This window comes from Brevundimonas sp. BR2-1, from assembly GCF_037626195.1.
Classification (GTDB): domain Bacteria; phylum Pseudomonadota; class Alphaproteobacteria; order Caulobacterales; family Caulobacteraceae; genus Brevundimonas.
This window is the reverse complement of sequence record NZ_JARKMV010000003.1, coordinates 160,977-183,445: the sequence shown is the minus strand read 5'-3', so window position 1 is coordinate 183,445 and position 22,469 is coordinate 160,977. Positions and strand designations below refer to the sequence as shown.

General features: G+C 69.3%; 19 protein-coding genes and 3 tRNA genes. 11 read left to right on the top strand and 11 right to left on the bottom strand.

Features of this window, described 5'->3' with window-relative positions:
- The first annotated feature begins 8 nt into the window (after positions 1-8).
- A complete protein-coding gene (gene gltX, locus BrevBR_RS13820; RefSeq protein ID WP_340001331.1) occupies positions 9-1,343 on the top strand; it encodes a glutamate--tRNA ligase in 1,335 nt (444 codons plus the stop codon).
- A gap of 75 nt (positions 1,344-1,418) precedes the next feature.
- Here the strand turns inward: gltX and BrevBR_RS13815 are convergent, their stop codons facing one another.
- Positions 1,419-1,709, bottom strand: coding sequence for a CC_3452 family protein (locus BrevBR_RS13815; RefSeq protein ID WP_332640521.1), 291 nt, complete (start codon positions 1,707-1,709; stop codon positions 1,419-1,421).
- A gap of 127 nt (positions 1,710-1,836) precedes the next feature.
- Positions 1,837-2,436 (bottom strand): LOG family protein, encoded by a 600-nt coding sequence (locus tag BrevBR_RS13810; protein WP_332640520.1) that lies wholly within the window; start codon positions 2,434-2,436, stop codon positions 1,837-1,839.
- An 80-nt stretch (positions 2,437-2,516) separates the two neighbouring features.
- Here BrevBR_RS13810 and BrevBR_RS13805 point away from each other — a divergent pair, with 80 nt between their 5' ends.
- The gene (locus BrevBR_RS13805; protein WP_332640519.1) at positions 2,517-3,263 is read left to right on the top strand and encodes a hypothetical protein; all 747 of its coding nucleotides are present in this window, start codon (positions 2,517-2,519) and stop codon (positions 3,261-3,263) included.
- 140 nt (positions 3,264-3,403) lie between these two features.
- Here the strand turns inward: BrevBR_RS13805 and BrevBR_RS13800 are convergent.
- Positions 3,404-3,478: transfer RNA gene (locus BrevBR_RS13800), tRNA-Asn, on the bottom strand.
- Positions 3,479-3,548: 70 nt separating this feature from the next.
- Between BrevBR_RS13800 and BrevBR_RS13795 the strand changes: the two genes are divergently transcribed.
- Positions 3,549-4,352, top strand: a complete 804-nt coding sequence (locus tag BrevBR_RS13795) for a TrmH family RNA methyltransferase (protein ID WP_340001330.1) — start codon at positions 3,549-3,551, stop codon at positions 4,350-4,352.
- Positions 4,353-4,583: 231 nt separating this feature from the next.
- On the opposite strand, the gene BrevBR_RS13790 is transcribed toward BrevBR_RS13795, so the two are convergent.
- Positions 4,584-4,657, bottom strand: a tRNA-Cys gene (locus BrevBR_RS13790).
- Positions 4,658-4,810: 153 nt separating this feature from the next.
- Between BrevBR_RS13790 and BrevBR_RS13785 the strand changes: the two genes are divergently transcribed.
- The 5 genes from BrevBR_RS13785 to BrevBR_RS13765 all read left to right on the top strand — a co-directional run bounded on the left by BrevBR_RS13785 (position 4,811) and on the right by BrevBR_RS13765 (position 11,408).
- Positions 4,811-5,440 carry a protein-L-isoaspartate O-methyltransferase family protein gene (locus tag BrevBR_RS13785; protein WP_332640517.1) on the top strand — a complete coding sequence of 210 codons (630 nt, stop codon included), beginning with the start codon at positions 4,811-4,813 and terminating at the stop codon, positions 5,438-5,440.
- 129 nt (positions 5,441-5,569) lie between these two features.
- Positions 5,570-7,048: a TolC family outer membrane protein gene (locus tag BrevBR_RS13780; RefSeq protein ID WP_340001329.1), complete on the top strand. Its 1,479-nt coding sequence runs from the start codon at positions 5,570-5,572 to the stop codon at positions 7,046-7,048.
- A gap of 141 nt (positions 7,049-7,189) precedes the next feature.
- Positions 7,190-7,813 (top strand): DUF2497 domain-containing protein, encoded by a 624-nt coding sequence (locus tag BrevBR_RS13775; RefSeq protein WP_340001328.1) that lies wholly within the window; start codon positions 7,190-7,192, stop codon positions 7,811-7,813.
- A 137-nt stretch (positions 7,814-7,950) separates the two neighbouring features.
- Positions 7,951-10,683, top strand: coding sequence for a valine--tRNA ligase (locus BrevBR_RS13770; RefSeq protein ID WP_340001461.1), 2,733 nt, complete (start codon positions 7,951-7,953; stop codon positions 10,681-10,683).
- Positions 10,680-11,408 (top strand): TlyA family RNA methyltransferase, encoded by a 729-nt coding sequence (locus BrevBR_RS13765; RefSeq protein WP_340001327.1) that lies wholly within the window; start codon positions 10,680-10,682, stop codon positions 11,406-11,408. The genes BrevBR_RS13770 and BrevBR_RS13765 overlap by 4 nt, the downstream gene beginning before the upstream one ends.
- Positions 11,409-11,700: 292 nt before the next feature.
- Here BrevBR_RS13765 and BrevBR_RS13760 read toward each other — a convergent pair whose 3' ends face one another.
- The gene (locus tag BrevBR_RS13760) at positions 11,701-12,363 is read right to left on the bottom strand and encodes a hypothetical protein (protein ID WP_332640513.1); all 663 of its coding nucleotides are present in this window, start codon (positions 12,361-12,363) and stop codon (positions 11,701-11,703) included.
- Between the two features lie 123 nt (positions 12,364-12,486).
- On the opposite strand from BrevBR_RS13760, the gene BrevBR_RS13755 reads away from it, so the two are divergent.
- Positions 12,487-13,731: a class I SAM-dependent RNA methyltransferase gene (locus tag BrevBR_RS13755; RefSeq protein WP_340001326.1), complete on the top strand. Its 1,245-nt coding sequence runs from the start codon at positions 12,487-12,489 to the stop codon at positions 13,729-13,731.
- A gap of 9 nt (positions 13,732-13,740) precedes the next feature.
- Positions 13,741-14,142, top strand: a complete 402-nt coding sequence (locus BrevBR_RS13750; RefSeq protein WP_340001324.1) for a hypothetical protein — start codon at positions 13,741-13,743, stop codon at positions 14,140-14,142.
- On the opposite strand, the gene BrevBR_RS13745 is transcribed toward BrevBR_RS13750, so the two are convergent.
- From BrevBR_RS13745 to BrevBR_RS13730, 4 genes are all read right to left on the bottom strand, one after another.
- On the bottom strand, positions 14,139-14,924 hold the full coding sequence (locus BrevBR_RS13745; RefSeq protein WP_332640510.1) for an alpha/beta hydrolase: 786 nt from the start codon (positions 14,922-14,924) through the stop codon (positions 14,139-14,141). The genes BrevBR_RS13750 and BrevBR_RS13745 overlap by 4 nt on opposite strands.
- Positions 14,925-15,080: 156 nt before the next feature.
- Positions 15,081-16,157: a PA0069 family radical SAM protein gene (locus BrevBR_RS13740; RefSeq protein WP_340001323.1), complete on the bottom strand. Its 1,077-nt coding sequence runs from the start codon at positions 16,155-16,157 to the stop codon at positions 15,081-15,083.
- A 136-nt stretch (positions 16,158-16,293) separates the two neighbouring features.
- Positions 16,294-16,378, bottom strand: a tRNA-Leu gene (locus BrevBR_RS13735).
- A 92-nt stretch (positions 16,379-16,470) separates the two neighbouring features.
- Positions 16,471-18,138, bottom strand: coding sequence for an amino acid permease (locus tag BrevBR_RS13730; protein WP_332640508.1), 1,668 nt, complete (start codon positions 18,136-18,138; stop codon positions 16,471-16,473).
- Between the two features lie 157 nt (positions 18,139-18,295).
- On the opposite strand from BrevBR_RS13730, the gene hrpB reads away from it, so the two are divergent.
- The gene (gene hrpB, locus BrevBR_RS13725; protein WP_340001322.1) at positions 18,296-20,719 is read left to right on the top strand and encodes an ATP-dependent helicase HrpB; all 2,424 of its coding nucleotides are present in this window, start codon (positions 18,296-18,298) and stop codon (positions 20,717-20,719) included.
- A gap of 2 nt (positions 20,720-20,721) precedes the next feature.
- Here the strand turns inward: hrpB and BrevBR_RS13720 are convergent, their stop codons facing one another.
- Positions 20,722-21,576 carry a M23 family metallopeptidase gene (locus BrevBR_RS13720; protein WP_340001321.1) on the bottom strand — a complete coding sequence of 285 codons (855 nt, stop codon included), beginning with the start codon at positions 21,574-21,576 and terminating at the stop codon, positions 20,722-20,724.
- The gene (locus BrevBR_RS13715) at positions 21,573-22,307 is read right to left on the bottom strand and encodes a hypothetical protein (RefSeq protein ID WP_340001320.1); all 735 of its coding nucleotides are present in this window, start codon (positions 22,305-22,307) and stop codon (positions 21,573-21,575) included. The genes BrevBR_RS13720 and BrevBR_RS13715 overlap by 4 nt, the downstream gene beginning before the upstream one ends.
- Between the last annotated feature and the right edge of the window lie 162 nt (positions 22,308-22,469).

Sequence of the window (22,469 nt, the reverse complement as noted above, 5' to 3'; positions counted from 1 at the left end):
TCTGAAGAATGTCCGTCAAGGTCCGTTTCGCCCCGTCGCCGACGGGTAAGCTGCACGTCGGCAATGTCCGCACCGCCCTGGTGAACTGGATGTTCGCGAAAGGGCAGGGCGGCAGGTTCGTTCTGCGGATCGACGACACTGATCTGGCGCGCTCGACGCCCGAGTTTGAACGGGGCATCGAGGATGACCTGACCTGGCTGGGCCTGGTCTGGGACGAACGCCACAACCAGTCGAAGCGGTTCGACCGCTATGAGGAGGCCGCGGCGCGTCTGAAGGCGGCGGGGCGGCTGTATGCCTGCTACGACACCTCCGAGGAACTGGACCGCCGGCGCAAGGTGCAGCTGTCCCGCGGCCTGCCGCCGATCTACGACCGCGCCGGTCTGGCGCTGACCGAGGCGGAGAAGGCGGCCTATGAGGCCGAGGGCCGCAAGCCCCACTGGCGCTTCAAGCTGGACGGCCGCCGCGTCGCCTGGGAAGACCTGTCGCGCGGCCACGCCGAGGTGGACACGGCCTCGATGTCGGATCCGGTGCTGATCCGCGAGGACGGCCTGTTCCTCTACACCCTGCCGTCGGTCGTGGACGACATCGACATGGCCATCACCCATGTGATCCGCGGCGAGGACCATGTCACCAACACTGGCGCCCAGATCGAGATCTTCGAGGCGCTGGGCGGGCCCGTGCCCGAGTTCGCCCACATGCCCCTGCTGGTCGGCGAGGACGGGCAGGCGCTGTCCAAGCGTCTGGGCTCGCTGTCGATCGCCGAAATGCGCGACAAGGGCTATGAGCCGATCGCCATCACCAGCCATCTGGGTCGGATCGGCACCAGCGATCCGCTGGAGGTGGGGGAGTCCATCGACGCCCTCGGCGCCAGCTTCGCCTTCTCCAAAATGGGCCGGTCGCCGGCGCGGTACGACACCGCCGATCTGGATCGTCTGAACGCCCAGGCCCTGCACGCCATGCCGTACGCCGTGGCGCGGCCGAGGCTGGCGGAACTGGACGCCGATCTGGGCGAAGCCTTCTGGAACGGGGTGCGGGGCAACCTTCAGAAGTTCGCCGATGTCATTGAAATGGCGAAGATGGTGCGGGGCCCGGTTACGCCGACTATCGAGGACCCGGCTTTCGCCCGGGCCGCGCTGGCGGTCCTGCCGGAAATCATCGACGAGACCCTGTGGCCCGTGTGGACAGCGGCGGTGAAGGAGGCCACGGGGGCCAAGGGCAAGACGCTGTTCATGCCGCTGCGCCTGATGATCACGGGCCAGTCGCACGGCCCGGACATGGCGACGCTGGCGCCCATGATCGGCCGCGAGCGGATCGTGAAACGGCTGAACGGCGAAACCGCCTAGGCACTCAAACAGGACGCCGCACAGCAAAAAGGCCGCCCCTCGCAGGGCGGCCTTTTCGTTCAGGGATCCGTCGGATCAGGCGTTGCAGGCGGCGACCTGCTCTGCCGACAGGGCGACGCCCTTGTAGCTGAACGACGACACTGCGCCGAAACGGGCCACGACGCGCCGGCAGGCGCGCGGGGCGGGCTGGTTCGCGCCGCCGGTGGCGGTGCAGGAGCCGCCGGTGCAGCGCCACGAGGCGCCGTCAATGATGGTGGCGGTGGCGGGCGCCTTGGAAGCGTCGGCCAGAACAGCGCTCGAGGCCGGAGCCTGGGCGACGGCGGGAGCGGCGACGAACAGGGCCGCGGCGATAAGCAGAGCACGCATGGGGAGGTCTCCGGACAGGCGGAAACGACCATCGTTCCCGCAACGCCAGTGTCCGTTTTTATATGAAACTGTCAAGGCGCGTTTCCAAAAGAGACGCACGGACCCTGGCTGACTAACCAGTGATTACTTACCGCTGATCATGTTTCAAGTGCGGCATGGCGTCCGCGCCCTTCATCGCCTCGATCGCAGCCTCGACCGTGTCGCAGACGACCCAGGCCTGACGGAAGCTCTCGGGCGTCATGCCGGACGCGATACTATGGTCCATCACCGCCAGGAGCGGCTCCCAGAAGCCGTTCAGATTCAAGAAGATGACCGGCTTGGAATGAAGGTCCAGCCGCTTCCACGACAACACCTCGATCACTTCCTCGAGGGTGCCGACGCCGCCCGGAGCGACCACGAAGGCGTCCGACTGGTCGTACATGATCGTCTTTCGCTCATGCATCGAAGGCACAACGATGGTCTCGACCTCGTCGAACAGCCGCTCGCGGCTGCGCAGAAAGCCCGGCATGACGCCCAGGACCCGTCCTCCGGCCGCATGGGCCCCGCGCGCAGAGGCGCCCATCAGGCCGACGCCGCCGCCGCCGTAGACCAGCCGCCAGCCGGCCCGGGCGGTCTGTTCGCCGAACGCGCGCGCCGCCTCGGTGTATGCGGGATCGGACGCATCGGACGAACCGCAGAACAGGCAGACGGATTTTCCGTGGAAGGGCTGGATGACAGGCGAAGACATGGGGCCTCGGAACCGGTGGGAGACAGCGGCCCCCCGGGCGCGCTATCTGGGGGAATACTCCTAGCGGTCGGATCGACGTGATGAAACGGGCCATGTTCGGCAAGGTGGGAATGGCGGCGCTCCTGGCCGCGCTGGCCGCCGCCTGCGCCCCTCCCACGGCGCCGGAGCGCGTCGCTGAGGTAGAGGGCGCAACGGCGGGCTGGAACCGTCCCCCCGAGATCCAGGCTGTGCAGCGGGCCTCGGCCAGCCTGATCTTTACCGGCGCGGCCGAACCGGGCGCCCGCGTCGTTCTGCGCAGCGATTCGGGCGCGGCCTATGCGGCGGCGGCGGACGGGCGCGGCCGGTTCGAGATTCGCATGGCGGCGCCGGCGGGGCATCTGTGGCTGCGGCCCGAGATCCAGATCGGTCAGGACTCCGCGCCGTCTCCCGACCGGTTGTTGATCGTGGCCGGGGGGCGGGGCCCCATCGCCATTCTGAGAACCGGCGGTCCGACCCGGCGCCTGGACCAGGCGCCGGCCCTTGGCGCGGTCGACAGCGACGGTCGCATGCGGCTGGCGTCGGGACGGGCCGCGGTCGGCACGCCGGTCGTGGTGCAGGCGGCTGGCGAATCCGTCCGGGTCGCGCCTGACGCCGGGGGTCGCTGGAGCCTGATGCTGAGACCCGCCGACGGTCCCGATGAAATCCAGGCGGGCGCGAGGCGTTTCGCCTGGCCCGGCGAGGCGGGCGGCGGGACCCCCCGGGTCGAGCGGGCCGGGCAGGGCTGGCGCGTGGTCTGGACGGGTTCGGGCGGCGCGCGGCAGTCGACCTGGCTGCCCGACGCTGTCTGAAGCGGTTTACGTCCGGTTAACCAATTCGCTTCAACGGAAGGATGTCTTCCTTCTTCGAGGACACCCACCATCACCGAACTTCTTCAGCCCGGCGCTCGCGTCGGGCTTTTTTTCGGTCTGACGCTGTGGTGGGGAAAGAGTGGCTCCGCGGGTAGGATTCGAACCTACGACCAGCCGATTAACAGTCGGCTGCTCTACCACTGAGCTACCGCGGAACACTTCCTCTCGGGAAGGCGGGCGCTATAGCAGCGCGAGTCAGAGTGACGCAACGGGAAATATCCGATCTTGGCCGTGATCCGCATCGACGAACCCGACGATCCGCGCATCGCGGGCTTCCGCGACATTCGCGAACGCGACCTGACGGGCAGGCAGGGCCTGTTCGTGGCCGAGGGCGAGGTGGTGCTGAACGTGCTGACGTCGCCGCAATCGCTGTGCCGCCCGGTCGCGCTTTTGCTGGACAGGAAACGGGTCGAAGGCCTGGCCGAGGTGGTCGGCCGGGCGCCGGATGACGCGCCGGTCTATGTCGCCGACCAGCCGATTCTCGACGCCATAGCCGGCTTCCATCTGCATCGCGGCATCCTGGCGCTGGGACGAAAGCCCGAACCGGCGACGCTGGACGCGCTGCTGGCGCCGCTGGGGTCCGAAGCCGTCGTGGTCGCGGCCTGCGGGATCGGCAACCATGACAACATGGGCGGCCTGTTCCGCAACGCCGCCGCCTTCGGCGCCGGCGCGGTGCTGCTGGACCAGACCTGCTGCGACCCCTTCTACCGCAAGGCCATTCGCGTCTCGGTCGGAGCCGTGCTGCGTACGCCCATGGCCCGAGGGCTGGAGGCGCCGGCGATGATCGACGGCCTTGAACGGGCGGGCTTCAACGTCATCGCCCTGACGCCCGGCGCCGAGACGCCGCTGCACCGCATGCCTGGTGGCGGGCGGGTGGCGCTGATTCTGGGTCCGGAAGGCCCCGGCCTGTCGCCGGACGTCATCGCCCGCTGCCGGCCCGTGGGAATTCCGATGTCCGGCGGCTTCGATTCCCTGAACGTTTCGGTCGCCAGTGGAATCGCGCTGCATCATTTCACCCGACAGGCGTGAAACGATCACGGAATTGCGATTAACGCTTTGTACACCTTGATGAACGGCCACGCTTGTGTCGCTGTAGCGGCGTCCGGGGAGGGTTTCATCATGTTTGGCGGCGTTTTCGTCTTCATCCATCGCAATGCGCGTCTCGCGCTGGCGGTGGCCATCGTCACGGCCGGCGTCAGCGCGGCCACAGTGATCGGGTGGATCACCGCGCCGGTCTGAGCGTCCTGAAGAAAATCGCGATGGAGGCCTGACCGAGAATCGAACTCGGGTGCAAGGATTTGCAGTCCTCTGCGTAACCACTCCGCCATCAGGCCCTGGGCCGTCCCGGAAACGATCCGGGGACGACCTCGCCATCGCGAGGGGCGTTCGCTATCAGATCGGATTGTCGCCCGCAACGCACAGACCTATAAGCGCGCCAGATTTCCCGGCGTGTCGCCGGGCGCCCACAGTCGCAGGATCGTCGCCCCATGGATTTCGCCGCCGCCCGCAAGGTCATGGTCGACAGCCAGGTCCGCGTGAACGACGTCACCGACCGGTCGTTGCAGGCGGCGCTTCTGGCCGTGCCGCGCGAACGGTTCCTGCCGCAGGACCGCGCCTGGTCGGCCTATGCCGAGATCGAACCCGAGATCGCCGGCGGGCGCCGGCTGATGATGGCGCGCGACCTGTCCAAACTGTTGATGGCGCTGGACGCGAAGGCGGGGGAAACCGCCCTGGCCATCGCCGCCCCCTACGCCGGCGCCGTGCTGGCGCGTCTGGGCCTGGCCGTGACGGCACAGGAAGCCGATGAGGCGGTGTTCGGCGTGACCGGCCCGGTCCTCGCGGAGGAAGGCGTCCAGACCGTCGTCGCCCCGCTGTCGGCGCCGTCGGGTCAGGACTATGACCTGATCATCTCCGAAGCCGCCGTTCCCGGCAGGCCCGAGGCATGGCTGAACGCGCTCAAGATCGGCGGCCGGATGGCGGTCGTCGAGCGCGGCGGCCCGGTGGGCAAGGCGGTGCTGTATGTCCGCGGCGAGCAGGGCGTGTCGCGCCGCGAGCTGTTCAATTCCACCCCGCCGGTCCTGTCGGATCTGGCTCCGGAGCCCGCCTTCGCCCTGTAGCGCCAGAGCGACGGAATCCGCAGAACCTTCGCGTGAAAAAAACTTAACTGGCGCGGGGGTAAACCGTCCCGCATCAGACCTATCTATACAAAGGGCGTGCTTCCCCGGCGCCCTGGGGCCAGGACCAACATGCTGAAACGTTCGCGCGCGCTCGCCTCGGTGGCCGCCATCGCCATCCTCTCCGGCATCGCCGCCCCGGCGTGGGCCGAGACGCTGAGGGAAGCGCTGGCCCTGGCCTACCAGACCAACCCCTCGCTTCTGGCCCAGCGCGCCAGCCAGCGGGCGCTCGACGAATCGATCGTCCAGGCGCGCGCCGGCCTGCGGCCCCAGCTCGATGTGACCGCCAGCGCCAACTACAGCCGTTCGGACACGCCTCTTGGCGTCGTTGAAAGTGATACCGGAGGGGCGTCGGTCGGCCTGTCCCAGACCATCTGGTCGGGCGGCCGCATCGGCCACGGCATCACCGCAGCAGAGGCCAACATCCTGGCCGGTCGCGAGAACCTGCGCGAGATCGAGCAGACCGTGCTGGCCTCGGTGATCCAGGCCTATGCCGACGTCATCCGCGACGCCGAGATCCTGCGCATCCGCCAGTCCAACCTCGGCGTCCTGCGCCGGCAGCTGGACGAGTCCTCGGCCCGGTTCGAGGTCGGCGAGATCACCCGCACCGACGTGGCCCAGTCCGAAGCCCGGCTGGCGCAGTCCGAGGCCGACCTCGCCAACGCCCAGGCCCAGCTGTCCGTGTCGCGCGCCGTCTATGCGGCCGTCGTCGGTCAGGCGCCCGGCGATCTGGCCCCGATGCCGGCGCTGCCCAACCTGCCGGCCGATTTCGACGCAGCGCTGGACGTCGCGATGCAGGACAATCCCAGCATCCGCGCCGCCGGCTACACCCTGCAGGCCGCCGAAGCCAATGTCGCCGCGGCGAAGGCGGAATATCTGCCGTCGGCCCGACTGACCGCCTCCTATGGCGGCGAGACCGGTGATCTCGGCAGCCTTGGCGATATCACCGACAACACCAGCTTCCGGGCCGGCGCCACCGTTTCGGTGCCGCTGTTCACCGGCGGCCTGAACAGCTCGCGCGTGGCCCAGGCCCGCGAGCGCGCCAATGTCGCCCAGATCAATGTCGAGGGCGAACGGCGCAACACCCTGCAGTCGGTCAGCTCGGCCTACGCCCAGTCCCTGTCGGCGCGTTCGACGCTGACGGCGGGCGAGGAGGCGGTTCGCGCCGCCACGGTCGCCGCCGAGGGCGTGCGTCAGGAGGCCCAGGTCGGCCTGCGCACCACCCTGGACGTGCTGAACCAGGAGCTGGAGCTGCGCAACGCCGAGGTCACCCTGGCCAGCGCGCGCCGTAACGAATACGTCGCCCAGGCCAATCTGCTGGCCGCCATGGGCCGGCTGGAAGGCCCGGATCTGGACGCCTCGATCCAGGCCTATGATCCGGCGGACAACTACAACCGCGTCCGCAACCGCGGCAGCCTGCCCTGGGACGGCCTGATCGAGTCGATCGACCGGATCGCCGCGCCTTCAATCATGCCCGCCAACGACGCCGCCGACGCTCCGATCGATACGCAGCTGAAGTCCGAGGTCGTCCAGACCGCGCCGCGCGACTGATCGCCTGTCGCGCGACTTGTCGTCGGGCCGGTTAACCGGCCAGGCGAAAAACGCCCGTTGATTCCAGCGGGCTGAGATGCGACGACAACCGCACAGGGACGGTTCGCCGACCCTGCCTGCATTCGCCCCCGGGGTTTCGACATGACCGACCAGACCGCCGCCCAGGAACCGACGATGGAGGAAATCCTGGCCTCGATCCGCCGGATCATTTCCGAGGACGACGCCCCGGCCGAGACGGCGACCGCCGCTGCGCCGCCTTCCGAGCCGGACGCCGAACCTGAAGCGCCTTCACCCGCCCTGATGGACGAGACCCCGTCCATGCAGGAGCCCGAGGCCGCCGAAGAGGACGTGCTGGAGCTGACCGAGGCCTATGAGCCGCCCGCCGCCGAAAGCATCGGGGATCTGGACGTCTCGGCCGCCGAACCCGAACCCTTCCCCAGCGCCCCCGTCAGCGAGTCGGTCTTCGCCGCCGAGCCGGTCGAGGCGCACACGCCGGAGCATCCGTCCGTGCCGACGACGAATTACGACAGCCTGGTCGGCGACAGCGCCGCGGCCAGCGCCGCCTCGGCCTTCGCCGGCTTCGCCTCGGCCCTCAAGAAGCCCGAACCGGCCGACGTCGACTTCCCCTCGGGCCCGACCATCGACGAAATGGTCCGGGGCCTGCTGCGCCCGATGCTGAAGGAATGGCTGGACGCCAATCTGCCGGCCATCGTCGAGGCCCAGGTACGCAAGGAAGTCGAACGCATCGCCCGCACGGCCGGCTGACTTCACCTGCGACCTGATCAAGGCTAGATCATTCCGGGGCGGCTCCAGTCGGGGCCGCCCTTTCTCTTTGATGTCCGACGCCCTCATGTAGCGACACGCGGCGCGTGTCGCGGTAGGGCAAAAGAATGACCCTCCCCATGCTCGACAAGACCTTCGACCCGACCGCCGCCGAACCGCGCATCTACGCCCGATGGGAGGAGAGCGGCCTGTTTGCTCCGAAAACGGATGGCGCCGCCGAGGCCTATTCGATCGTCATTCCGCCGCCGAACGTGACGGGGTCGCTGCACATCGGCCATGCGCTCAACAACACCCTGCAGGACATTCTGGCCCGCTATCACCGGATGAAGGGCAAGGCGGTGTTGTGGCTGCCGGGCACGGACCACGCCGGCATCGCCACCCAGATGGTGGTCGAGCGCCAGCTGGCCGCCGCCGGCAATGTCGGACGCCGCGACATGGGCCGCGACGCCTTCGTGGCCAAGGTCTGGGAGTGGAAGGCCGAGAGCGGCGGGACCATCGTCCGGCAGCTGCGCCGGCTGGGCGCGTCCTGCGACTGGAGCCGAGAACGCTTCACCCTCGACGAGGGGCTGAACGCGGCCGTGCGCAAGGTCTTCGTCCAGCTGCATCGGGACGGGCTGATCTATCGCGACAAGCGGCTGGTGAACTGGGACCCGCATTTCCAGACCGCCATCTCGGACCTCGAGGTCGAGCAGCGCGAGATGGACGGCCACTACTGGCATTTCGCCTATCCGCTGGCCGACGGCGTCACCTATGAGCACCCGGTCGCTTACGACGGCGACGGGCAGCCGACCGGGTACGAGACCCGCGACTACATCGTGGTCGCGACCACGCGTCCCGAGACCATGCTGGGCGACACCGGCGTGGCCGTGCATCCGGACGACGCGCGCTATGCAGGGCTGGTCGGCAAGTTCGTGACCCTGCCGATCGTCGGCCGCCGCATCCCGATCGTCGCCGACGACTACGCCGATCCGGCCAAGGGCTCGGGCGCGGTGAAGATCACCCCGGCGCACGACTTCAACGACTTCCAGGTCGGCAAGCGGGCCGGGCTGGCGGCGCTGAACGTCATGGACGCCTTCGGCCGGATCACCGCCGCCGACGCGCCCGACGTGCCGGCCGAATACGAGGGCATGGACCGCTTCGCCGCGCGCAAGGCCATCGTCGCCCGCGCCGAGGCCGAGGGCTGGCTGAAGGAGATCGAGAAGACCCGCCACGTCATCCCGCATGGCGATCGCTCGGGCGTGGTTATCGAACCGTGGCTGACGGACCAGTGGTACGTCGACGCCCACACCATGGCCCAGCCGGCCATCAGGGCGGTGGAGCAGGGCGACACGGTCTTCGAGCCGAAGAGCTACGAGAAGATCTATTTCGAGTGGCTGCGCAACATCGAGCCCTGGTGCATCTCGCGCCAGCTCTGGTGGGGCCACCGCATTCCGGCCTGGTACGGGCCCGACGGGACCATCTTCGTCGAGGAGAACGAGGACGACGCCCGCGCCGCCGCGCGCCACCACTATGGCGCCGAGACGCCCCTGAACCAGGACGAGGACGTGCTCGACACCTGGTTCAGCTCGGCCCTGTGGCCGTTCTCGACCATGGGCTGGCCGGACGACACGGAGGACCTGCGCCGCTTCTATCCGACAAGCGATCTGGTCACGGCGGCGGACATCATTTTCTTCTGGGTCGCCCGGATGATGATGATGGGCCTGCATTTCATGGACGAGGTCCCGTTCAGACGCGTCATCATCAACGGCCTCGTCCGCGACGAGAAGGGCCAGAAGATGAGCAAGTCCAAGGGGAATGTCATCGATCCCCTCGGCATCATCGACGAGCTGGGCGCCGACCCTCTGCGCTTCACCATGGCCATTCTGTCGGGCACGCGCGACATCAAGTTGTCGCGCCAACGCATTGAAGGGTATCGCAACTTCGGCACCAAGCTGTGGAACGCCGCGCGCTTCGCCCAGATGAACGAGGCCCGGCGCGTCGAGGGCTTTGATCCGGCGAATGTCGAACAGACCATCAACCGCTGGATTCGCGGCGAGCTGACGAAGGCCGAGCGCGGTGTCAGCGAAGCCATCGAGGGCGGCCGGTTCGACGACGCGGCCTCGGCCCTGTACCGCTTCGTCTGGAACGTGTTCTGCGACTGGTATCTTGAGCTGGCCAAGCCGGTGTTCATGGGCTCGGACGAGGTCGCAAGGACTGAAACCCGCGCCATGACGGCCTGGACCCTGGACCAGACCCTGAAGCTGATGCATCCCGTCATGCCCTTCATCACCGAGGAGCTCTGGGACAAGCTGGCCGGCGAGGGCGCGCCCCGCGCCGAGGCCGCGCTGATCGGCGCGGCCTGGCCCGATCTGCCGGACGCCTTCATCGATTCGGGCGCCGGGGCCGAGATCGGCTGGCTGGTCGACCTGGTCACCGAGATACGCCAGTTGCGGGCCGAGATGAACGTGCCGCCGTCAGCCAAGCCGCCGCTGGCCTTCGTAGCCCCGGACGTCGTGACGGCGGAGCGGGTGGCGCGGCACCGCGACCTGATCCTGACGCTGGGTCGGGCCGGCGTCCTGACGACGGTGGATGCGGCGCCGAACGGCGCGGTGACCTTCGTCTCCGGCGGCGCGACGGCGGCCCTGTCGCTGGCCGGAATCATCGACGTCACGGCCGAACGCACCCGACTGACCAAGGAAATCGCCGCCTTCGACAGCGACATCGGCCATGTGAACAAGAAGCTGGGCAATCCCAATTTCGTGGACCGCGCCGCGCCCGAGGTGGTCGACGAACAGCGCCAGAAACTCGCCGAGGCCGAGGCCGGCAAGGCGAAACTGCAGGCTGCGCTGGCCCGGCTGGACGCGGTGGGGTGAAAACGCGGCTCGACCAGCTGCTGGTCGCGCGCGGTCTGGCGGAGAGCCGGTCGCGGGCGAAGGCGGCGATCGAGGCGGGCGGGGTGACCGTGGACGGGGAACCCGCAAGGGCCGCATCGCAGGCGGTGGCCGCAGGCGCCGTCGTCACCTACGCCGACGCCCATGGCTGGGTCGGGCGCGGCGCGCTGAAGCTGGATCACGCCCTGACCCTCTGGCCCATCGCGGTCGAGGGGCGGGTGGTGCTGGACGTCGGCGCCTCGACCGGCGGCTTCACCGAGGTCTGCCTGGCGCGTGGCGCCGCGCGGGTCTTCGCCGTCGACGTCGGCTCGGGCCAGATGCATGCGCGGGTCGCGGCCGACCCGCGCGTCGTCAATATGGAGCAGACTGACGCCCGCGACCTGACGCCCGAGCTGATTCCGCAACGCCCGGAACTGATCGTGTGCGACGCCAGCTTCATCGGCCTCGCCAAGGTGCTGCCTGCCGTCCTCGACCTGGCCGCGCCGGGAGCCGACCTCGTCACCCTGGTCAAGCCCCAGTTCGAGGCGTCCGGTCCGGGCCAGTCGAAGAAGGGCGTGGTCAAGGATCCCGGGGCCCGTCAGGCGGCGCTGGCCGGAGTCTCCGAATGGCTGGACGCCCGGGGCTGGTCCGTACAGGCGATCGCCGAAAGCCCGATCACGGGCGGGGACGGCAATGTCGAGTTCCTGCTCCGGGCGAAGCGGCGCTAGCGCCCAACCCGCGCTCAGGCAGCATGCGACCGCATCGCTCGCGTTAGCGCCCAACCCGCGCTCAAGCAGCGTGAGACCGCGTCGCTCGCGTTAGCGCCCAACCCGCGCTCAAGCAGCGTGCGACCGCGTCGCTCGCGTTAGCGCCCAACCCGCGCTCAGGCAGCGTGCGACCGCGTCGCTCGCGTTAGCGCCCAAAAGGAAAAACCCCCGATGGATTGCTCCACCGGGGGTCTCCGTTACGTCGCCGATCGACAGGGGGGCTGAAAAATAACCGGCGACGCAATTCCGTGATTCAGTAGCGGCTCGGGCAGGACTGCTCGTAGCGGGTGACATAGCGGCCGTTGTAATCGCGGCTGCGGACCTCGACCGTGCGGCAACCGTCCCGCGAGTCGGACCGGCCGTAGCCGTACGGGTCATAGGACTGGCCGTACCCCGACTGGCCGTAGCCGGATTGATACGAACGGTCGTAATTGTCGTAGCCCCGGTCATAGGACTGGTAGCCGTATTGCGACTGGTCGTAACGCGACTGATCGTACCGGTAGTCGTACCGCCCGTAGCTGTCGCCGCAGTCGCGGGCCGAGCTGCCGCCCACGCCGGCGCCGACCACGGCGCCGATCACGCCGCCCAGGATGCTGCCTTCCGTCCGGCGTCCGCGGGCGGCCAGCTGCGAACCGGCTACCGCGCCCAGCGTGGCGCCGACGGCCAGGCCCGTGCCCTGACGTGTGCTGCGGTCGCTGCGGCACTGATAGTCGTAGTCGCCGCGGTAGGTCTGGTCCTGATAGCCGTAGCGCGATTGATCGTAGTCGTAGCCGCGGTCATAGGCGCCCGAGCCGTAGTTTTGCGGGCCTTGATAGCTGTAGGCCTGGGCCGAAGCCGACGCGGGGGCCAGCAAGGCGGCCGCGGCCGCAAGGGCGGTGGCGGCTGTCGCGGTCTTCAGGGGCAGGCGGGCGAACATGGGCGTCGATCCTTGGGGGCTTCTGTCCGCCACAGATAGGCGGGTGAAGCTGAACGGCTTTTGAGCGCGCCGTTCATCTTCGTTCAGGTTTCCCCGGCGGGCTTCAGCCTCTAGGAACGCTCCATGACGGAAACGCTGACGATCGCGCGCGTGGGCGGGCAGGGCGACGGGATCGCCGAAACGCCCGATGGCCCCGTGTTCGCGCCCCTGACCCTGCCCGGCGAGACGGTGCGCGGCGAGGTGCGCGACGGTCGTCTGGAGGCGGTGGAGATCCTGACCGCCAGCGCGGACCGGGTGGCGCCGGTTTCGCCCCACTACGGCGACTGCGGCGGCTGTTCGCTGCAGCACTGGGCGGCGGGGCCGTATCTGGACTGGAAGCGCGAGCAGGTACGTCTGGCGCTGGCCCGCGAGGGTATTGAAACGGAGATCGAGGCGACCGTCGCCGTGCCCCCCGGCACCCGGCGGCGGCTGGCCCTGCACGCGCGGCGCGGCGAGGACGGAGGCGTCAAGCTCGGTTTCAAGGCGCGAAGGAGCTGGCGGCTGGTGGAGGTGACCGTCTGTCCGGTGGCTGATCCCCGGCTTGTCGCGGCCTTTCCGGCGCTGACCCGCATCGCCGCGGCCTTTCTGGAGCATCCGAAATCCGCGCCCACTCTGCACGCGACCTGGACCCTGACCGGGCTGGACGTCGACGTAACCGGGGTGGAGCGGCGTTCGGGCGGGCTGTCAGGCGATGCGCAGATGCGCGCGATCCAGGCGGCCGCGTCGGCGGACCTGGCCCGGCTGAGTCTCGCCGGCGAGACCCTGATGATGGAGCGCCAGCCGATGGTCATGTTCGGCGCCGCGACCGTGCCGCTGCCGGCCGGCGGCTTCCTGCAGGCCGTGCCCGAGGCCGAGGCGGCCATGGTCGAGCGTGCGGTCGGGGCCGTACGGGGCGCGAGAAAGATCGCCGACCTGTTCTGCGGCGCCGGAACCTTCACCTTCCCGCTGGCGGCGGTCGCGCCCGTGCTGGCGGCCGACGGATCGGCGCCGGGCATCGCGGCGCTGAAGGCCGGCATGGGCTCGGCCAAGGGCTTGAAGCAGATCACCGCCGAGGCGCGCGACCTGTTCCGGCGGCCCTTGGCCCCCTACGATCTGCGCGGCTGCGACGCCGTCGTGATGGACCCGCCGCGCGCCGGGGCGATCGAACAGACGAAACAGCTGCCGGGGACGAAGGCCGGCGTGGTCGTCTATGTATCGTGCAATCCGGTGACCTTCGCGCGCGACGCGCGCATCCTGATCGACGCCGGCTTTCGCCTGGAGCGGGTCACCCCGGTGGACCAGTTCCTGTGGTCGGCCCATGTCGAACTGGTGGGCGTTTTCAGACGATAGGCGATGACCATGACCGATGACCTGTCTGACGAGGACGGCGGGGGTTTCGACACCGAGGACTGGACCCGGCTGAAACCCTTCACCGGGACCGTGGCGACGCTGGAGGACGTGCAGGCGCGGCGGGCGGTCTTCGCCTTGGGCGACACCGACGATCCGCGTCCGATCATCATGGATCTGCCGCAGCCGGTGATCTGGTGGGAAGACGACGGCGAACAGGCGGCGGTGGCGGTGCAGGCCGAGACCCATCTGGGCCCCGACGGCGAGGAGATGGAGGTCCTGGGCCTGATCCTGCCGGACGGCGGCGGGGCGGTGGCCCTGATGGAGGATGTCGATCTGGTCGACGCCTCCGACCCGACCTGGCGCGATCTGGTCACCAGCGCCATCGACCCGTCAGCCGCCGACGACGACTAGGCGGACCTTCCCGTGTCGTGGGCGAGGGCCCAGTCGAGCGCGTAGTCGGCGACCTCTTCCCAGCCGGCGTCGATGCCGGTCCAGTGCGATCGGTCCGGATAGATCTTCAGCTCGGTCGCCGAGGGCGCCTGCTTCTGCCTTTCGTAAATGGCGCGGGTCATGCTGGCGTCGGCGATCAGATCGACGCCACCCCCGATCAGCAGCAGCGGGGGCCGCTTCGGGTTGCGCCAGGTGATCGGCTCCGGCTTCAGTATGCCGTCCCAGTAGACCTTGCCCGCGGTCGGCACGACGTAGCGATCGTACAGGGCGTCGACCTGATCGCGCGGCGCCGTCTGGGCGAAACGGGTGGCGAAATGCTTGCGCGACATCACCTTCAGCCGCCCGCCGGTGAACGGATTCCAGAGCACGGGCAGGGCGGACACGATCGCATGCGGCCCCAGCGGCACGCCGGGCGTGGGGGCCGGGTCGATGGCCACGGCGGCGGCGCCCAGGCCGCGGTTGGCCAGATGCTGGACGATCACCCCGCCGAAGGAGTGGCCGATCAGGATTGGCGGTTCCGGCAATGCGCGGACCAGACGGTCGTGATGGTCGACGATCGCCTTCTGTCCCGTGCGGGCCAGTTCCGGATGCGGTGAGGCGCGCAGCTGCTCGGGCGGGCGGTCGTCATAGGGCCAGTCGGGGGTCAGGACGTTGAAGCCCCGGGCCTCGTACCGCGCCCTGAACCCCTCCCAGGCGCGGGAATTGAGCCAGGCTCCATGGATCAGCACGATGGTTCGGGCCATGTCAGCCTCCTGTTTCAAGGGTCCATGCGCGACGTAAGCGACGGATTGAGACGCAACTTGAAAGGTACTGGAGTCAGGACGACGGGGGAGGCGCCCAGGGACAGCCGCGAGCATGCCATGACACGATCCGTCGCGAAACCTTGTCCGGTCGGGTTTTCAGGACGCGAGGTCGAACAGGTCGAGTTGTTTCTTCATGTCGGGAGGCACGCGGAATTTCGTCTCGTCCACCGGCCGCCGGGGCGCGTCGAGGCCGTAGCGTTTCACGGCGGCGCGGAAACGGGCTCCGATCAGTTCGGCCACGGGGCCGGTTCCTTTCATCCGCTGCGACCAGTCGGGGTCGTAGTCGCGGCCGCCTCGCGTCTGGCGGATCAGGGACATGACCCGGGCGGCGCGGTCGGGCCGTGCGTCGGCCAGCCATTCGCGGAACAGATCCTTGATCTCCAGCGGCAGGCGCAGGGTGACGTACATGGCCGAAACCGCCCCCGCCCCGGCCGCCGCCTCCAGCACAGATTCCAGCTCATGGTCATTGAGACCGGGAATGACCGGCGCGAACCCCACGGTCACCGGCACGCCCGCGTCGGCCAGCCGGCGGATCGCCTCCAGCCGTTTCGCCGGGGTCGAGGCCCGCGGCTCCATCGCCCGGGCCAGACCGCGGTCCAGGGTGGTGATCGAGACGCAGGCCGAGGCCAGCCCCTCGGCCGCCATCGCCCCGAGAATATCGGCGTCGCGCGTGATCAGCACCGACTTGGTGATGATGCTGAAAGGATGCCGGAAGCGCTGCAGCACCTCCAGGATCGCGCGCGTCGACTTCAGCTCGCGCTCGACCGGCTGATAGGGGTCGGTGTTGCCGCCTATGTGGATGCGCTTGCAGACGTAGCGGGGTTTTGAGAGCTCCTGCTCCAGCAGACGCGCGGCCTCGGGCTTGAAGAAGAGGCGGCTCTCGAAATCCAGGCCCGGGGATAGGCCCATGAAGGCATGGGACGGACGGGCGTAGCAGTAGATACAGCCATGTTCGCAGCCCTTGTAGGGGTTGATGGACCGGTCGAAACCGATGTCCGGACTGGTGTTTCTGGCGATGATCGTCCGGGCGTGCTCGGGCGTCAGGGTCGTGCGCAGGGGCGCCGCCTCGGCGTCGTCGGTCGTCCAGCCGTCATCGAAGGCCTGCACGGTTTCCGGCTCGAACCGGCCCGTCGCATTCGACCGGGCCCCTCGTCCTTTCGCCGCTTCAGCCATGAGGGAAGGATAACGGACAATCGGAACAAAGCAAGAACATTATCGACAATGAAAAGGCCCGCACATCAGACGGGCCCCAGAACCTCCGGGCCTCAAGCCGCGAGCGACCGCGTCGCGAGCATAGGCCCCAAGGGAATGGTGCGGATGAGAGGACTCGAACCTCCACGCCTCGCGGCGCCAGAACCTAAATCTGGTGCGTCTACCAGTTCCGCCACATCCGCTCAGGTAGGGGAACAGCGTCTAGGGGAGACGGCGGAAAAGGAAAAGGCCCGGGATCGCTCCCGGGCCTTCTGTTTTCGAACTGATCCGAGGATCACTCGTCCCGCTTGGGATCCACGCCGCGGACGAAGGCGTCCGTCGCGCTTTCCAGCCTGGAGTCCTCGGTGATGTCGATCCCCTTGGCCAGCTTGGAGTGCCAGAAGCCGTAGAGGATGTAGATCACCGCGCCGACCGCCGCATAGCCGGCCAGGATGGTCAGCGGCAGCGGATTGCCGTCCATGGCGTGCTGGATCATCGGCCAGAAGTTGAAGCCGGCCAGCGCCAGGCAGGACAGGATGCCCAGCACGGCGGTGAAGATGCCGCCCGGCACCTTGAACGGACGCTCCATCTCCGGGTGTTTGATGCGCAGGAAGATCACGCTCAGGCACACGATCGAGAAGGCCACGGCCGTGCCCAGCGACACCAGGTCGCCGAGGATCGAGATGGGCAGGAAGGACGCCGCGATGGCGATCACGATGCCCAGCAGGATGGTGCCGATCCAGGGCGTGCGGAACTTGGGATGGATGACGGCGAAGGCGCGCGGCAGCAGGCCGTCGCGGGCCATGGTGTAGAAGATCCGCGTCTGGCCGTAGCACAGCACCAGCATGACCGAGGACAGGCCGGTGATGGCGCCGACCTTGATCAGGAAGCTGATGAGGTTCAGCGGGCTGCCGTCCGGCGTGATGAACGGCGTGTCGGCCCATTCCAGACCCATGCGGTCGATGGCGACGGCCACCGGCGCCGGGCTGGCCAGCTCGAGGTAGGGCACCACGCCCGTCATGACCGCCGCGACGGCCATGTAGATCAGGGTGCAGACGATCAGGGCGCCCAGGATGCCGACGGGGACGTCCTTGGACGGGTTCTTGGCCTCGGCCGCGGCGGTCGAGACCGCCTCGAAGCCGACGTAGGCGAAGAAGATGATCGAGGCGCCGCGCAGGATGCCGGTGGCTCCGTATTCGCCGAACTTGCCCGTCGTGTTTTCCGGGATGAAGGGCACCCAGTTGGCGGGGTTGATGTACTGGACGCCCACCGCGATGAAGGTCAGCAGGACGACGATCTTGATCATCACGATGATGTTGTTGATCGAGGCCGACTCGCTGACGCCGAGGACCAGCAGGCTGCAAACCGCGGCGATGCCGATGGCGGCCACCAGGTTGAAGGTGCCGGTCAGCGGGAAGCTGGCGACGCCGCCGTCGGAGGTGACGGCCTGGATCAACGGCGTGGCCCAGGAGGGACCCTCGCCGCCCGCGTACTGGATCATCGGGAACAGACCGTCCGCGACGCCGAAGTCACGCAGGATCGAGACGACATAGCCCGACCAGCCGACCGCGACGGTCGAGGCGGCGACGCCGTACTCGAGCACCAGAAGCCAGCCCATGATCCAGGCGAAGATCTCGCCCAGGGTGCCGTAGGCATAGGTGTAGGCCGAGCCGGACACCGGCATGGTCGAGGCCAGTTCGGCGTAGCACAGACCCGCCAGACCGCAGGCGATGCCGGCGACGATGAAACTGAGCATGATCGCCGGACCCGCATGGGCGGCGGCGACCTGACCGGTCAGAACGAAGATGCCGGCGCCGATGATGGCGCCGATGCCCAGGCTCATCAGATTGATGGGGCCCAGCGAACGCTTCAGTTCGCTCCTGGCCGCTTCCTTCTGAATCTGGGCTACGGATTTCTTGAGGAACAGGCGGTTCCCCTTGGGCCTAAGGCCTTCTGCGGACATCGAGTCTCGCCCCCTGATACACGGCAAATCCTCCCCGGACCGCCTTCAATGGCGCGGACGCTAGCGGCGCATGACCGCGCTGGCAACGCGGTTTCCGATTGATGAATGACCGGAGACGCTTTCGTGAACAGGTGCAGAGCGTCTAGACCGGGCTCAGATGTTGCCCATTCACGCCGTTCTCGAGCCGCTCAAGGCCGCCCTGTCGGCGGGCAATGTCGCCGTGCTGGCGGCGCCTCCGGGCGCGGGCAAGACCACGGTCGTACCCCTGGCCCTGCTGGATCAACCGTGGCTGGGCGACGGCAAGCTGCTGGTGCTGGAGCCCCGGCGGCTGGCGGCGCGGGCGGCGGCCGAGCGAATGGCCGCGTCCCTCGGCGAACAGGCCGGCGACAGGGTCGGCTACCGCACCCGCCTGCAGAGCCGGATCGGGCCGCGCACCCGGATCGAGGTGATCACCGAGGGTGTCTTCACCCGCATGATCCTGGACGATCCCGGGCTGGAGGGCGTCGGAGCCGTCCTGTTCGACGAGTTTCACGAACGGTCGCTGGACGCGGACCTCGGACTGGCGCTGGCGCGGGAGACGCAGGTCCTGCTGCGCGAGGATCTGCGGCTGCTGGTCATGTCGGCGACGCTGGATATCGCGGGCGTGTCGGGCCTGCTTGGCGGCGCGCCCGTGATCGAGGCCGAGGGCCGGATGTTCCCGGTCGAGACCCTCTACCTGGGCCGCAACGCCGCCGAACGGATCGAGGACGCCGCCGCCCGGGCGGTCCGGCTGGCCCTGGGCGAGCAGACGGGCTCGGTTCTGGTCTTCCTGCCGGGGCAGGGCGAAATCCACCGCACGGCGCAGCGGCTCAGGGAGGCGGGGCGCGATCCGTCTGTCGATATCGCCCCCCTGTACGGGGCGCTCGATGCGAAGGAGCAGGACCGGGCGATCCGCCCCGCCGAGCCCGGCCGCCGCAAGGTGGTGCTGGCCACCTCGGTGGCCGAGACCAGCCTGACCATCGAGGGCGTGCGCGTGGTCATCGACGGCGGCCTGTCGCGCGTGCCCCGGTTCGAGGCGTCCAGCGGCCTGACCCGGCTGGCGACCGTGCGGGTCAGCCGGTCGTCGGCGGAGCAGCGTCGGGGACGCGCCGGGCGGGTTGAGCCGGGCGTCTGCTACCGCCTGTGGGACGAGGCGGCGACGCGCGGCCTTGTACCGCACCAGCGGCCCGAGATTCTGGAAGCCGACCTGACGGCCTTCGCACTGGATCTGGCGCGCTGGGGCGCACGGACGACGGAAGGACTGGCCCTGCTGGACCAGCCGCCGGCCGGCGCCTTCGCCGAGGCGCGCAAGGTGCTGCAACGGCTGGACGCGCTGGACGCCGCCGGCGCCCTGACCGCCCACGGGAACCGCCTGACGCGCATCCCGCTGCCGCCCCGGTTGGCGCATATGGTCGCCGCCGCCAGCGACGCCGGCGATGCGGCCCTGGGCGCGCGGATGGCGGCCGTGCTCAGTGAACCCGGTCTGGGCGGAACCGACGTCGACCTGCGCGAGCGGCTGCGCGCCCTGGATCGCGACCGGTCCGGGCGGGCGCGCGACGCGATAAAACTGGCCGACCGCTGGGCGCGCGCCGCGGGAGGCGGGCAGGGCGGCGAGGCCGACCCCGGCGCCCTGCTGGCCGAAGCCTTCCCGGAACGGGTTGCGAAGGCGCGAGGGAAGCCGGGCGAGGTGTTGCTGGCCTCGGGGCGGGGCGCGTTCGTTGAACCGACGGATCTGTTGGCCCGCGAGCCCTGGCTGGCCGTGGCCGAACTGGGCGGCGGAGACGCCCGCGATCGTATTCGGCTGGCGGTTCCGGTCGATCCGGCGGCGCTGGAACGACGGGTCGAAACCGCGGACCGACTCACCCGCGAACCGTCCGGACGGATGACCTTGCGCCGCGTCCGCCGCATCGGCGCGATCGTCGTGGACGAGAAGGTCGTCGGCGCCCCGGATCGGGCCGCGATCACGGCGGCGCTGAAGGCCGAGATCGAGCGCGACGGGCTGGCCGATCTGAAATGGGGCGAGTGCGCCGGCGGCCTGCGGGCCCGGCTGGCTTTTCTGGGTGCACTGGAAGCCGGCTGGCCGGACGTTTCCGACGCGGGCCTGACCGAAACGCGAGAGACGTGGCTGTGGCCGCTGCTTGAGAGCGTGCAGGCGCTGGACGCCATCCCCGACGCCGCGCTCGAGGCCGGCCTGAAGGCGCTGGTTCCGTGGGACCGGCAGCGCGCGCTGGATGAACTGGCCCCGGCGCGGCTTCAGACGCCGCTGGGCTCGGCGGCGATCGACTATGCGGCCCATGGCGGCCCGCGCGTGGACATCAGGGTGCAGGAACTTTTCGGCGTCACCACCCATCCGTCCGTCGGCGGCGGACGCGTCCCCCTGACCCTGGCCCTGCTGTCGCCCGCGCGGCGGCCGGTGCAGGTGACGAAGGATCTGCCCGGCTTCTGGGCCGGCAGCTGGGCCGCCGTCCGCGCCGAGATGCGCGGCCGCTATCCGCGTCACCCCTGGCCCGAGGACCCGACGAAGGCCGAGGCCACCAGCCGCGCCAAGCCGCGCGGGACCTGACCTCAGGCCGCCCCGTTCAGCATCCGGCCGTAGCTGTCGACCAGGCTGGTGTAGGTCGGCACGAAATTGACGCTGGGCGGATTGCCGGCGATCGCCACCGGGGCCTTGATCTCGAAATGCAGATGGATGGTGGTGGCGTTGCCGCCGAAGTCCGCCGACACCTGACCGATATGCTGGCCCCGCTCGACATTGCGCGAGGCCATGGTCGGGAACAGGGCGTTCACCCCCGCCATATCCATGTGCAGATAGCGGTAGATGCGCCCGGAATCGCCCAGCAGGGTGACTGTGTAGCTGCCGATCGAGGTGATCCGCCCGCTTTCGGCCGCCACGACCCAGTGGACCTTCTTCACGCAGGTGGCGGGGCGGATATCCTGGCCCTGATGGCCGCGGCCGGCGGGGCACATGCCGTTGGTCCACGACCGGGTCTCGCAGAAATTGTCGCGCCAAGGATAGGCGTAGTTGCGCGGATCACACTGGCCCCCCGGTCCCGGCGCGGCGAACCCTCCGTACCCATAGACCTGTGAGTTGGCGTAGGCCGGTCCGGCCTCCATCGGGAACCGCATGCCGGCGGCCCACAGGGTGGCGTCGGTCGCTCCCGTTCCGGAACCGGAGGGCAGGGCGCCGCCCGGGTCGTGCGGCCAGGTGACCGGTTCGGGCGCGGGCGGCGTCTCGGGGACCGGCTCGGGTTCGGGTATTGGAGCCGGCTCGGTTTCGCCCGGCGCCGGGGCCGGTTCGGTCGGCGTCGCGGCGGGCGCGGGCGGGTCGACTTTCACGGGCGGGGCGGCCGGCTCCTGGACGCAGCCATTGGGAGAACAGGCGGTGAGCAGCAGCAGGGCCGCCAGGGTCAGGCGCTTCACGATGCGCCTCCGCCGATCAGTTGCAGGGACGAGGCGAAAGCGACGGCTTCCGCCTCGGTGCAGCCTGCCGCGGCGGGGCCTCCGCAGATGAAGCTGACATTATAGGCGGCGCCGAAGCGGCTGAAGGTGACGTCCACACCGTATTCGGTGCGCTCGGTCCGGACGTTGGTCAGGCCTTCGGCGCGGGCCTGGGTCGCGGCGCGTGCGGCGACGGGCGGGACGCGGGCGGCCGTGATGCGAGGACCGGCTCGCGCGATCGTCGAGGCCGGGGCGGCCGGCCGGGCGGCGGTGAGCGTTCCTGCGGTCGGAGGCCGTATCGGCGCCGGCTGTGCAGCCGGCGCGATCGGCGACTGGAAGGCCTTGGTGGCCCCATAGATCTCGATGATCTGCTCGCCGCGCTGGACCACCAGCATATAGTGACGGTCGCCGGTGAAGATGCGGGCCGTGCGCAGCAGCGCGGGGTCGGCGGGGACCAGGACCGGAACCGGCGATGCATCGGCCACGGACAGGACGCGCTGCGAGGCCGGGTCCTGGCTCAGCACCCCGCGCAGCCGGGCCGTCAGCGGCTCCTTCTGCGCTGCGGCGATGGCGGCGTTGTCGGCGCGCGAGCGGGGCAGGTCGACCTGGCTGGCGGCGACCGGCGATGGCGGCTGTTGCTGCGAGGTGGCGACGCCGGCTATGGCGGCGGCCAGAATGACGCCTCCGGCGAAGGCTCCGGCGCGGATGTTCATGTGACTGTCCCTCCCGGATACGGACCATAGCGCCGTTATGCGAAGGTTGCGAGTGGCTGGATGCCGACAGCGCTTGCCTTTTGCGGCCATCCCGCCTACATGCCCGCCCACTTCACACGCAGGCGTGGCGCGGTCAGGGAGAAATCCTGGTCGCTCCGTTCC